The 12034-nt window shown below is 41.0% G+C and carries 12 protein-coding genes, 9 tRNA genes and 1 rRNA gene; 4 read left to right on the top strand and 18 right to left on the bottom strand.

Annotated features, from left to right (window positions below; all coding sequences use genetic code 11):
* Positions 1–12: 12 nt before the first annotated feature.
* The 6 genes from A3I9_RS0103050 to A3I9_RS0103025 all read right to left on the bottom strand — a co-directional run bounded on the left by A3I9_RS0103050 (position 13) and on the right by A3I9_RS0103025 (position 5582).
* The gene (locus A3I9_RS0103050) at positions 13–1008 is read right to left on the bottom strand and encodes an aldose epimerase family protein (RefSeq protein WP_018377612.1); all 996 of its coding nucleotides are present in this window, start codon (positions 1006–1008) and stop codon (positions 13–15) included.
* Between the two features lie 157 nt (positions 1009–1165).
* A complete protein-coding gene (locus A3I9_RS0103045) occupies positions 1166–1570 on the bottom strand; it encodes a PTS sugar transporter subunit IIA (RefSeq protein WP_018377611.1) in 405 nt (134 codons plus the stop codon).
* A 12-nt stretch (positions 1571–1582) separates the two neighbouring features.
* Positions 1583–2392 carry a PTS system mannose/fructose/sorbose family transporter subunit IID gene (locus A3I9_RS0103040; RefSeq protein WP_018377610.1) on the bottom strand — a complete coding sequence of 270 codons (810 nt, stop codon included), beginning with the start codon at positions 2390–2392 and terminating at the stop codon, positions 1583–1585.
* Positions 2379–3263, bottom strand: a complete 885-nt coding sequence (locus tag A3I9_RS0103035) for a PTS mannose/fructose/sorbose/N-acetylgalactosamine transporter subunit IIC (protein ID WP_018377609.1) — start codon at positions 3261–3263, stop codon at positions 2379–2381. The genes A3I9_RS0103040 and A3I9_RS0103035 overlap by 14 nt, the downstream gene beginning before the upstream one ends.
* A 45-nt stretch (positions 3264–3308) precedes the next feature.
* Positions 3309–3794, bottom strand: a complete 486-nt coding sequence (locus A3I9_RS0103030; RefSeq protein WP_018377608.1) for a PTS sugar transporter subunit IIB — start codon at positions 3792–3794, stop codon at positions 3309–3311.
* A 12-nt stretch (positions 3795–3806) separates the two neighbouring features.
* Positions 3807–5582 carry a glycoside hydrolase family 35 protein gene (locus tag A3I9_RS0103025; protein ID WP_018377607.1) on the bottom strand — a complete coding sequence of 592 codons (1776 nt, stop codon included), beginning with the start codon at positions 5580–5582 and terminating at the stop codon, positions 3807–3809.
* Positions 5583–5743: 161 nt separating this feature from the next.
* Between A3I9_RS0103025 and A3I9_RS0103020 the strand changes: the two genes are divergently transcribed.
* Positions 5744–6454 carry a GntR family transcriptional regulator gene (locus A3I9_RS0103020; protein WP_018377606.1) on the top strand — a complete coding sequence of 237 codons (711 nt, stop codon included), beginning with the start codon at positions 5744–5746 and terminating at the stop codon, positions 6452–6454.
* Positions 6455–6479: 25 nt separating this feature from the next.
* On the opposite strand, the gene A3I9_RS0103015 is transcribed toward A3I9_RS0103020, so the two are convergent.
* Complete coding sequence (locus A3I9_RS0103015; RefSeq protein WP_018377605.1) at positions 6480–7211, bottom strand: GntR family transcriptional regulator; 732 nt, start codon at positions 7209–7211, stop codon at positions 6480–6482.
* A gap of 207 nt (positions 7212–7418) precedes the next feature.
* Positions 7419–8771 (bottom strand): 23S rRNA (uracil(1939)-C(5))-methyltransferase RlmD, encoded by a 1353-nt coding sequence (gene rlmD, locus A3I9_RS0103010; protein WP_026217304.1) that lies wholly within the window; start codon positions 8769–8771, stop codon positions 7419–7421.
* Between the two features lie 37 nt (positions 8772–8808).
* Between rlmD and recX the strand changes: the two genes are divergently transcribed.
* The 3 genes from recX to A3I9_RS0102995 all read left to right on the top strand — a co-directional run bounded on the left by recX (position 8809) and on the right by A3I9_RS0102995 (position 10687).
* Entirely contained in the window at positions 8809–9585 is a 777-nt protein-coding gene (recX, locus tag A3I9_RS0103005) for a recombination regulator RecX (protein ID WP_018377603.1), read from the top strand.
* Between the two features lie 179 nt (positions 9586–9764).
* The gene (gene ntdP / locus A3I9_RS0103000; RefSeq protein WP_018377602.1) at positions 9765–10298 is read left to right on the top strand and encodes a nucleoside tri-diphosphate phosphatase; all 534 of its coding nucleotides are present in this window, start codon (positions 9765–9767) and stop codon (positions 10296–10298) included.
* 71 nt (positions 10299–10369) lie between these two features.
* A complete protein-coding gene (locus tag A3I9_RS0102995) occupies positions 10370–10687 on the top strand; it encodes a DUF960 domain-containing protein (RefSeq protein ID WP_018377601.1) in 318 nt (105 codons plus the stop codon).
* Positions 10688–11012: 325 nt separating this feature from the next.
* Here the strand turns inward: A3I9_RS0102995 and A3I9_RS0102990 are convergent.
* The 10 genes from A3I9_RS0102990 to rrf all read right to left on the bottom strand — a co-directional run bounded on the left by A3I9_RS0102990 (position 11013) and on the right by rrf (position 11949).
* Positions 11013–11086 (bottom strand) — tRNA-Pro (locus A3I9_RS0102990).
* Positions 11087–11143: 57 nt separating this feature from the next.
* A tRNA-Arg gene (locus A3I9_RS0102985) sits at positions 11144–11217 on the bottom strand.
* Positions 11218–11230: 13 nt separating this feature from the next.
* Positions 11231–11314, bottom strand: a tRNA-Leu gene (locus A3I9_RS0102980).
* A gap of 7 nt (positions 11315–11321) precedes the next feature.
* A tRNA-Gly gene (locus A3I9_RS0102975) sits at positions 11322–11393 on the bottom strand.
* A gap of 15 nt (positions 11394–11408) precedes the next feature.
* Positions 11409–11481: transfer RNA gene (locus tag A3I9_RS0102970), tRNA-Thr, on the bottom strand.
* Between the two features lie 12 nt (positions 11482–11493).
* A tRNA-Leu gene (locus A3I9_RS0102965) sits at positions 11494–11575 on the bottom strand.
* 5 nt (positions 11576–11580) lie between these two features.
* Positions 11581–11653, bottom strand: a tRNA-Lys gene (locus A3I9_RS0102960).
* Positions 11654–11656: 3 nt separating this feature from the next.
* Positions 11657–11729, bottom strand: a tRNA-Asp gene (locus tag A3I9_RS0102955).
* Positions 11730–11735: 6 nt separating this feature from the next.
* A tRNA-Val gene (locus tag A3I9_RS0102950) sits at positions 11736–11808 on the bottom strand.
* 25 nt (positions 11809–11833) lie between these two features.
* Positions 11834–11949, bottom strand: a 5S ribosomal RNA gene (gene rrf, locus A3I9_RS0102945).
* Positions 11950–12034 lie beyond the last annotated feature (85 nt).

Here is a 12034-nt window from a genome sequence, read left to right as displayed (position 1 = left end):
TTTCTCTCAAATCTAAAAAAGAAACTGATAGGAACATTCACTGACAAATTCCTGATTTTTTTCCAACAAAATCGATCCAAAATGATCGATGTTACAGGCATTTGGCAAGGCCTGGCATTCCAAGCTAAAGGCCGTGTGTCGCTCTGCCATTGCAGTTGGGCCGTGATTATAGGTATATACAATCACAGCTGGTTGATTGGTACGCATGAGCAATCGAACTTTTTCATCGGGACTCACCACTTCTACTGGTACTTCTGATTGGTTGAGTAGCCAAGGGTGATCATAGCCATTAACAAGGCGATTTTGAGGATGTGTACCCATTAATCCTTGTCCAATTGGAGCTGGCTGGCGAAAATCAAACGGTGTCCCCACAACGGATTGAAATTCCCCCGTTGGCAAATTATCATCGCCTAGTGGGATAAACTGATCGGCATGAATCTGCATTTGGTGGCTTGCCACACTTTGACTAAAATCTCCCGATAGATTGAAATAAACATGGTTGGTTGGATTAAAAATCGTATCTTTTTCTGAACGTGCCCAATAGCGGATACGGATCTCATTTTCCTCTGTCAACTGATAACTAGCCTTGATGGCAACTGGACCAGGAAAACCATTGTAAGCATCGGGGAGTGTCAAATAAAAATGAACTTGATTCGCTTCTTCCTCAACCCTTGCCTGCCAATACTGCTCGTTCGCTGTGTTTATCCCACTGTGAAGGGTTTTGCCTGGTTCATTTTCTGTCAATCGATAGATTTCTCCCTTAATCTCAGTCGCTGCCCCAGCAATTCTACCTGCAACAGGAGCTACTGTGGAGCCGACATAAACATCTTTGTCACGATACTCCACATCTGAGGCGGCTGATAAACTAACCGATCGCTTTCCATTGACAGGAAGCACAATATCCACCAACCGAGCCCCAAAATTTGTCACTGTCACTTGCATCCCATTTTCATTCGTTAGGCAATACAAGTGTGCTTTTCCCGTACCAAAAGGACAAACTTCAATCATCTATACAAACCTCCTTGGTTTTCGTTTCCAAATATTTCTATAAACACAAAGAGGACTCAAGCAATTGCTGAGTCTCTCTTTGGATACTTAAAGCATCGTCATTAGTTGCTAGCTAGAGAGAGTCCTCATCAAGTTTCACAACTATAGTATACCAGTTTTATTCATCCTCGTCATCATCATCTGCGCTTAGCAAGTCATTGACATGTTTGATATTACTAGTAGCAAAGTCAACATAATCTACTTCTTCACCGACCAATACGCCATTTAGATAGCCGATGACCATTGGCATATTCATCCCAGCATAAAGGGAAATCGAGCGACCTTCTAGGATTAAGCGTGAGACAACATTACAAGGTGTGCCACCCAGCAAGTCTGCAAAGACGACAAAATCGTCTAACTCTGCAATAACTGCCTCAAACTTTTTCTGAAAATCTTCCGGACCTTCTTCTGGTAAGAGAGCGACTGCGTGAATCCCATCCTGCGGTCCCATAATCATTTCTGTACTTTTTTTCAACTCTTCACAGAAACGACCATGACTGACTAATACTAATTGTCTCGCCATCTTCATCCTCCCTTACACACCTAGGATCTTGAAGAATGCCATTGCCAATGCAAACACAATAATGATCAAGATTGCTTTAGTTGAAGTCATACCCTTGCGACCAAGCAACCAGAAAAGAAGACCTGTAAAGAGAGCTGGCACTAAGCGAGGGAAGATTTGGTTGAAGAGATCTTGGATATTAATCACTTTTTCACCAATTTGCGGAGCTGCAATAATTTGGAAGTTAATCATGGTTGCAATCAAGGCACCAACCATGAAGACACCCATTACAGAAGCAGCATCAACTAGAGCAGTCAATTTATCGCGCATCGTCGTAACGAGCTTCGTTCCTTCCTTATAAGCAATTTCCAATTGTTTCCAACGAAAGACGTTGATAACCATTTGAACTGCCACCCAAAGAACAATACCGAGTGGGTTTCCATTGATAGCAAGACCAGCAGCGATGGAACCCATAATCGCTGGTACAAGAGATGCAAAGAGTGAATCTCCAATTGGTGCAAATGGCCCCATCAGACCAGTCTTTACACCATTAACAGCATCTTTTGCACTAACTCCCTCATTTTCTTCAAGAGCAAGGTCGATACCTGTAATAATGGTATGGAAGAAGTTAGAAGTATTGAAGAACTGCGTATGGGTCTTCATCATTTCTTTTAACTCAGGTGTTCCATCTCCATAAATCTTACGTAATTGTGGCAAGATATGATACAAGTAACCTGAAGCTTGCATCCGCTCATAGTTCCATCCCCATTGGAAGGTAAAGAGACTACGTTTGTTGATTTGATTAAAATCTTCTTTTGTTAATTTATAATTAGATTTCGTCATCTTCAATTTCCCCACTTTCTGATACGCCTACGCTTTTTTCAACAACTTGGACATTTTGACCATTTTTGTAATGAATAGTCGCAAGACCAGCACCAATAATGGCAATACCAATCATTGGAAGGCCTTTGCTGAATGCACTTGGATCAAATCCTTCCACCACACCAGCAACTGCACCACCAAGTGAAGAAAGACCTCCGTAAACAACAGTCAACATTGCTGTAATAGCAAAACCAAGAGCTAAATAGTGGAAGTTGCGTTTAACAGGTAAGTAGTGAAGCAAGATTGCAAAACCAAGACCTGGAAGCATCTTACCAGCAAGTGTCAACCCATCAGCAAGCCATTGAACTTTTGCCACGCCGTCAACGAGTGCTTGAACGGCACCAGAACCAAATGCAAGAGCGATAAAGACTGGAAGTGCACGAGAGAGAGCCCAAGGCACTGCACCAAGAAGGTAGTTGCGTTCAATACCCGCATAGTCAAAGCGTTCTACCGCAGCATCTACACGGTGTGCGAAGAAAGTAGTTGAGAAACGACCCAGAACGTCAGTATAAACCATAAGGGCCGCTACTGGTACCGCAATCGTAGAAACTGCCAATTCAGGCTTGATGCCCTGCGCTACTGAGAAAGCAGTTGCCAATACCGCACCAGAAGTTGCATCGATACGTGATGCACCACCAAAAGTACCAACACCGAGTACCATCAATTGAAGACTACCACCGATCCACAGACCAGTTTCGATATCTCCCATAATCAAACCTGCGATGAAACCTGCAAAAACAGGTGAACCAGCAGACGACACAATAGTCAACTCATCAAGGATTTGATAAGCTGAATACAAGGTAAGTAGTAAAATTTGCCACCATTGAATCATGATGTATCCTCCTAAAATTTTTTTATAAATATATAGACAAATAAATTAACGAACTTTTGCCAATAGAGGCATAAAGTCTCTCGGGCTATCCCCCGGAACCATCTGAGCGATTAGTTTCACACCTTTAGCAGCAATCGCATCAAAATCTTCAATATCCTTATCCACGACATTGATAGAAGTCGTAACAGAACGAGTTTCATCACTTTGTGACATATTCCCAACATTGAGCTCAGGGAAAGTCACGCCCCTCTCCAACAAACCTAGGAAACGATCCGGCTTACGTGCCACAATCAACAATCGTTGGGAATCATAATTTCCAGCTAAAATATTATTCGCTGCTTTTTCTACTGACAAAACAGATAGCTTTACTCCAGGAGGGGTTGCCAATTTCAAGGCAGTTTTCTCCAGGTCACTATTGACCACTTCATTATCCACAACCATAATCCGTGAAATATTGAGTTTTGTTGTCCAAAGATTGGCAACTTGACCGTGAATCAAGCGACCATCAATCCGTGTTGCAATAATTGCCATATATATTCTCCTTTAATTTGTTGTTTGATAAACAGGTTTCTGTGAAAAAGCCAACCTTTCTCGGTAACGCCCCTCTGTTTCGAAGACCACAATTTCATTCTCTCCTTTCTTTAAGTATCCCTTTGATAAATACAGAGAAAGAATCGGACCCTTTTCCCAAAAACGACCAATATTTTGTTGATTTACAAAGACGACTCCCTTGCCAAAACCTGACATATCCAGATAAGTATCTGCTAAGTCATCTAATTCGATTACATAACGATAAAAGGCTGGCTGACCAAACTTCCATTCTTTGGAAAAATCCACTCCACTCACATTTTCTAAAGGCAAGGGAAATATCTCCCACTGACCCACAAAGTGAAGATCTGCCATCAATCCTCGTCCCAGACCTTTTGACTGAGTAGGTGCGGTCAACTTATGACCATAGTTCACACGCCCCATATTTTCAACCAAGATAGATACTTCCGTTTCCATTTCCTTTAAATCTAGAAAAATTTCCTCACCAATTTCTTCTTGATACTGGGTAGCGACCCATTGACCATCTTGATAGAGTTGAATCCGATCACGCGCATCAATCACTCGCACTCTCTCGGCTTCATCCTTGTCTTTTTCAAGAGTTGTCCGAAAGAGGATATAACCAGTTATTTGACCATACATCTCCATATTCTTCGGATAAAAAGAGGTATGTGAGGTGGCTATCGTATCTAGCGTTGAGAATAGGCTCACCTTGTCCGCTACAGAAATAGAAGGATAAGCCCGACTCGGCTTAACTAGTGGTTCTAGGTAGCCTAAATCCGGGTAAATCTGCCTCATCTGCTCTTGCAATAGATAGAATTTCTGAGTTGGATTTCCTGCCTCATCCAGAATCGCATCATAATCATAAGAGGTCACTTGAGGTAGATCATGCTGCCCACGTGCAGAGCAACCATTCATAAAGCCAAAATTGGTTCCACCATGAAACATGTAAAGATTGATACTGCCTAGAGAAATGGTGTCCATCACAGCGGCTACCAATTCTTCTGGGTCACGGCGAATGACTTCCTCACCCCAGCGATTGAACCAGCCGTCCCAAAACTCCATACACATCAAGGGCCATGATTTCCCATTTTCCTCAAAGAAAGCCTGCATCTGGGCAAAATTTTCTGTCGGTTTCGAACCAAAATTTCCGGTGACCAAGATATCATCTACAATCAGACTACCAGCACGTAATGTGGCTCGCCATGGACCATCTGATGTAAAGAAAGGAGCAGTCAATCCATACTTACGCATGAGACCAGCAATTGCTCTTAAATATGCCTTGTTCTCCCCATAGGAACCATATTCATTTTCCACTTGGAACATGAGAATGTTTCCACCTTGAGTCAGCTGAAATTTAGCCAGTCTAGGTAGTAACCTACTGTAATAATCGTCCACCTGCTTTAAGAACCATTCTTCATCTGTTCGAACTGAAGTTCTCCTCTCCATCAACCATCCTGGCAGACCACCCCATTCCCACTCCGCACAGATATAAGGCGATGGGCGAACAATGGCATATAAACCTAACTCTTGCGCCAATTGAAGAAAATGCTCAACATCCAGCACTCCTTCAAACTGAAATTCCCCTTTACGAGGTTCATGCAAATTCCAAGGAATATAGGTTTCGACTGTGTTAAAGCCAAGGGCTTTTAAATTATAGAGAGAATGAAACCAATCGTCTGGATGCACTCGGAAATAGTGAATGGCTCCTGATAAAATTTTAAAAGGTTGCCCATTCAGATAAAAATTTTCTTTTACTTGAAAATCTTCCATCCATGCCCTCCATGTAATCGTTTTCTTTCTATGTCAATATATTAACACAAAGAACTGGTTATGTCCAGTTATTTTTCAAAAAAAATAATATTTTTTTTGAAAGATTTTAGTATAATAATAAATATCAATTAAAATATTGCCTGATATGAGAGGTTTCTGGTATGAAAATTCCTAAATACCAACAAATTCAAAATGAACTCCAGCAGGAAATCACATCTGGAAAATTTGAGAATGGAGATAAATTTTACACTGAAACAGAACTAACTCAACTCTATAAAGTTAGTTCGATTACAGTCATTCGTGCCCTCAACGAATTAGTCAAAGATGGCTATCTCATTCGTCAACAAGGCAAAGGGACGTTCATTTCCCGTGCTCGTAAAGGTAAACTATTAGAATTTTCAGATATTGAAATGTTCCCTCTCGAAGAAGCAACAGTCACCGTTCTTTCTTGTAAAAAGGGCAATGACCAAACCATCTTGAAAAAATTAAACTTAGACAAACACGATTTTTATTATAAAATCAAACGATTACGGACGATCGGGCAACAACCCTATATGTACCATCAAACCTATCTCCCTGCTCACTACATTCAAAATGCAGACGCCCCTTTAGAACACTTTAACTCTATTTACCAACGCTTCAAATTAGATTTTGGGATCCATATGGTCGAAGAGTCCTTCAAAGAAACGAATGAAATCTGCCTCACAACTCCCGAGCACATTGCCACACTCCTCCATCTCTCTCCTTCAGAACCTAGTGTGCTCCAATTGAAAACAACCACACGCGTTGGCAGCCAAGAGATCCTCGAATACACTGAAACCCACAAACACTGGAAATTCTTCAAATTCGAAATCTCCTCTCATAAACATTAAAAAAATCCTCGATTTGAGGATTTTTTTAATCATTTCTCACATGTGTAATCTTATATCGGAATTGGTCAGCACGAGCTATACTAAAGGTGTATTCAATCACAATATTTTTACTGCTGTATGTTTTTCTCAATAAGTGTAAAACAGGGTCTCCACTTTCAATATCAAGCATCTTCGCTTCGTTATCAAACGCAATACTAGCATAGAATTCTTCATCTGCTAGACGGATCACTTGATGAAACTCTTCATAGAAAATATCATACAATGACCGCTTACTAAGCATCTCTTCTGTCAGACCTTCAAACTGTGAATAAGGTACATAGGTTCGCTCAATCATCATTGGAACATTATTGGCCAACCGTAGCCGCTCCATCTCAAAAACCTGTTGCCCCACACCAATCTGCATCTGCTGGGCGACAGATTCCGAAGCTTCAACTAACCGAAAAGACAGAATCTTAGTTTTTGGATCTTTCCCTAATTTTCTCATCTGCTCAGTAAAGCTATAGGTCGCAGACAAATCAACAGCAGAATCTGTAATTTCTGATACGTAGGTCCCTTTCCCATGTTTACGGTAGACCAATCCTTTATTTTCTAATTCTTGCAAGGCAAGACGGACTGTGATACGACTAACACCATATATCTGCGTTAATTCTCGTTCAGAAGGTAACTTATCATTGGACAATAAAGTCCCATGAATTTTATTCTCCAACTCTTCGACCAATTGTAAATACAATGGTTTATCATTACGGGCATCAATCATCCAATCGCCTCCTTTCTCTATTATCAAACTTATTATATTCTATTCAAGTGTTGAAATCAAGATGAAACCCCGAATTCTAACCCTTATCTCAGCTAAAGCTATCTCTTGTTCAAAATCACTACAGTGTCGACCTTTGCTACAGGTAAGAGTGAAATAGTCCTGGGGACTATTTCAGCCTGTTGCCTAAAAACGAAGAAGCAACAGACGTTATCTTCGGATGAGCTTCACAACCGCTTCAGTCCTCGCTGTATGCGGGAACATATCAACTGATTGTATATACTGGACATCGTATATCTCTACTAATCTCGCCAAATCTCGAGCAAGAGTAGACACATTACAAGAAACATAGACCATCTTCGCAGGCTGATATTGCAAAATGGTGTCCAATAATTGTGTATCTAGACCTGTCCGAGGAGGATCGACCACTAAAGCATCCGCACGGTACCCGTCTTGATACCATTTAGGAATAATCTCTTCAGCTTTCCCAGCTTCATAGTAGGTATTCTCAAATCCCATATTTGCAGCATTGCGCTTAGCATCTTCGATAGCTTCTGGAATAATATCCATTCCACGAACTGCTTTTATTTTCCCAGCAAAGGCAAAACCAATCGTTCCCACACCACAATAGGCATCAATCAATTCTTCATTACCAGTGATATCCAATGCCTTGACTGCTTCACGATATAAAATCTCGGTCTGTTCTGGATTTAATTGGTAAAAAGCCCTTGGTGATAAGGCAAAATGGTAATCCAACACCGACTCTTGAATCCTATCTTCGCCCCAGATGATTTCGGTCTTCTCTCCATAAATTTCACTCGAACGACTCCGATGATGATTGACCGCCACCGTCACAATTGCAGGAAATTCTGCAATTAGTTCCTTTATAAGAGCAGTCAGGGGAACCGGTCTTGAGGTCACAAAAATAATCTGAACCTCTCCTGTTTCCCTCGCTCTACGCACCATGACCGTTCGAACTCCTTGTCCTTTTCGCTCATCATAGACTGGAATACGATGCTTTGTCATTAAATCCGAAATCCGATTCATAACTTTCTGAGTTTCTTGATCCTGTACCAAGCAATCACGAATGCCAACCAAGTGGTGAGAGTTTTCAGCATAAAGACCAGCTTCTACTTTCCCATTTTTCAAACGCGTCTGAAACTGCAATTTTGCCCGATAATAACGGGGCTCTTGCATCCCCAAGGTTGGACGAATTTCATAGGACTCATAGCCTTTTGGCTGATATTTTTTTAAGGCTTGACGCAATAAATCCACCTTAAAATCCAACTGCTTGTCATAGCGCAAGTGCATCAATTGACACCCACCACAGACCTCATAGAGACCACACTCAGGCTGAACACGAAATTTTGATTTTTTTTGAATCTGAAGGAGACGTGCTTCTACAAAATTCCGCCTCACTGACGTAATTTGACAGAGCACCTCTTCTCCTTTCAAAGCACCTGGAACAAATACGAGCGTCTTCCGATAAAAGCCAATGCCCTCGCCATTAATACCCATTCTTTTGATTTTTAAGACTATTCTTTGTTTTACTTGTATATTCATATTATTATTTTAACTGATTTTTAGGTATAATGAAAGAATGAAAATCATAAAACTTGAAAAGAAAAAAAGACTCTACCTACTAGAACTTGACACCAGCGACAAATGCTACATCACAGAAGATACCATTGTCCGATTCTTTCTATCAAAAGACAAAGAAATATCTGAAAATGACTGGAAAGAAATACAAGCATTCGCCCAATATTCTTATGGCAAAAACCTTGCCTTATACCATATCTCTTTCAAATCACGTACTAAAAAAGAAGTCAGAGATTACTTAAGTACTCACGATGTGGACCAGCAGATAATCCCACAAATCCTACGTCAACTAGAAGAAGAAAACTGGATTAATGACCGTTCTTACACAGAATCCCTCTTGCAACAAAACCAGGCATCCGGTAGCAAGGGACCGTATGTCCTTCAACAGACCTTACTGCAAAAAGGAATTGATAAAGCACTCGCACAGGAACTGATTCAAGAAGAAGATTTCTCTTCCATAGCGGAACGCCTTGCCAAAAAAGCACTACAAACCTACCAAAATAAACTTCCATACAGAGCCTTAACTGAAAAAATCAAACAAGCCCTTATCAACAAAGGTTTCTCCTATCAAGATGCCAAATATGCCCTTGATTCCCTCAAAATCGAAACAAATGCAGAACAGGAAACTGATCTTATTTACAAAGAATTAGAAAAACAATATCGAAAATATTCTAAAAAGTACACCGATTATGAATTAAAACAACGGCTAATTCAAGCCCTAGCACGCAAAGGCTTTGACTTTTATAGCATCAATAGTGCACTCAGAGATTATTTTTAAACCATTTCTCTGCCCCTACAGCAAGCAAACTATCTTCCCCACGATAATAACAAAATTCCAAATCATATTCAAACCCAAACCCGAACGACACCATGATTATAAGTAAATAATTCCACATTCTAATCAAATTATGGTATAATGACATAGATAAATTGAAATTGTAGAAAGACGGTAACAAGGTGAAACTTCCAAAAGAAGGAGACTTTATTACAATTCAAAGTTATAAACATGATGGGGAATTGCACCGCACCTGGCGCGATACCATGGTACTAAAAACGACAGAAAATGCCATCATTGGAGTCAATAACCATACATTGGTAACTGAAAATGATGGTCGACGCTGGGTTACCAGAGAGCCAGCCATTGTCTATTTTCACAAAAAATATTGGTTCAATATCATCGCAATGATACGTGAAAATGGTACATCTTATTACTGTAATTTAGCAAGTCCTTATCTACTAGATAGCGAAGCCCTAAAATACATTGACTACGACTTAGATGTCAAAGTATTTGCTGATGGTGAAAAAAGGCTACTAGACGTGGATGAGTACGAACGACACCGTAAAGAGATGAACTATCCAACAGAGATAGACTATATTTTAAAAGAAAATGTCAAAATTCTCGTTGATTGGATTAATCAACAACGTGGCCCCTTCTCTGAAGCCTATGTCAATATTTGGTACAAACGCTATTTAGAACTTCGAAATCGCTAAAGTCACAGACAAAGAAAAACCTGATTATCAGGCTTTTTTCTTATCATTTACTATCTCTAGAAGGAGAACACATGGCCTTTACAAACACAACAGGAAGATATGCTAGCTTCGGCATTGTCACTTCACTCCCCAGTGAAATAATTGACAGCTTTTGGTACACCATAGACCAATACCTAAAACATGTCATTCCCCTGAAAAAAATCATTCATTTCAAACTTAGAAATAATAAGGGAAAAGTGAGCATTACTTTTTCACAAGATCGAAATAAAGATGTCATGACAATTGACACCCCCTATAAATTCGATCCATTCTACCCTCATACCGTATACGTCATCGACAGAAATGGCCGAGAAACCATCACACTACCAGATGAATTAACCATTTTATAACAAGTGCACTCGCCTATACTTTAGAATCAGTATAGCCACAACCTCACAAGAAAATAAATAACACCTCTTGCCCTACTCTATCAAAACCATCGAACTTGCTAAAACAGTTCGATGGAAAGAATAGGGTATTTTTTGTACAATCTCTATAAGAGGATAGACGAATTCAACATCAGTTTTGTGCACATCTCCAAAAAATTAGAGAGAATATCAAACAATACAAATGGCTATAGCATGATTCAAAAAAATATCAATTTTTTACGTTCTTACTTAATTAGGAAAATTTCAAAAATGAAACAAAAAAAGGACAAGCATACTTGTCCATCAATCGGGAAGACAGGATTCGAACCTGCGACCCCTTGGTCCCAAACCAAGTGCTCTACCAAGCTGAGCTACTTCCCGATATAGTTCTATCAACTAAAAATAAAGCTCCCCTAATGTTTCCCATTAAGCGAGTTATGCACCCAAGAGGATTCGAACCTCTAACCGCCTGATTCGTAGTCAGGTACTCTATCCAGTTGAGCCATGGGTGCTCATTATTATTTATGCCGAGGACCGGAATCGAACCGGTACGATGTTGCCATCGCAGGATTTTAAGTCCTGTGCGTCTGCCAGTTCCGCCACCCCGGCGAGGCAAAGCGAACGACGGGATTCGAACCCGCGACCCCCACCTTGGCAAGGTGGTGTTCTACCACTGAACTACGTTCGCAATTTTTTCCCTCAATGCCGGCTACATGACTTGAACACGCGACCCTCTGATTACAAATCAGATGCTCTACCAACTGAGCTAAGCCGGCTCTTTCTCTCTATGCGGGTTAAGGGACTTGAACCCCCACGCCCTTCGGCGCCAGATCCTAAATCTGGTGCGTCTGCCAATTCCGCCAAACCCGCATAAATGACCCGTGCTGGGCTCGAACCAGCGACCCTTTGATTAAAAGTCAAATGCTCTACCAACTGAGCTAACGAGTCTTACGGTCCCGACGGGAATCGAACCCGCGATCTTCGCCGTGACAGGGCGACGTGATAACCGCTACACTACGGGACCTATTTATGGGAGTTAACGGGATCGAACCGCTGACCCTCTGCTTGTAAGGCAGATGCTCTCCCAGCTGAGCTAAACTCCCAAAGGATATTGAATCCTCTTGATTCGCTAAGCGACTACCGTATCTCACAGGGGGCAACCCCCAACTACTTCAGGCGTTCTAGGGCTTAACTGCTGTGTTCGGCATGGGTACAGGTGTATCTCCTAGGCTATCGTCACTTAACTCTCTCGAATGTTACCATTCAAAATTGAATACCTATATTCTAACAAGTTTTAACTTCGCTGTCAATATCTTTTCGGATAAGTCC

This window comes from Streptococcus ovis DSM 16829 (assembly GCF_000380125.1).
In the GTDB taxonomy this organism is placed as follows: Bacteria; Bacillota; Bacilli; order Lactobacillales; family Streptococcaceae; genus Streptococcus; species Streptococcus ovis.
This window is presented reverse-complemented; position numbering and strand designations above follow the sequence as displayed.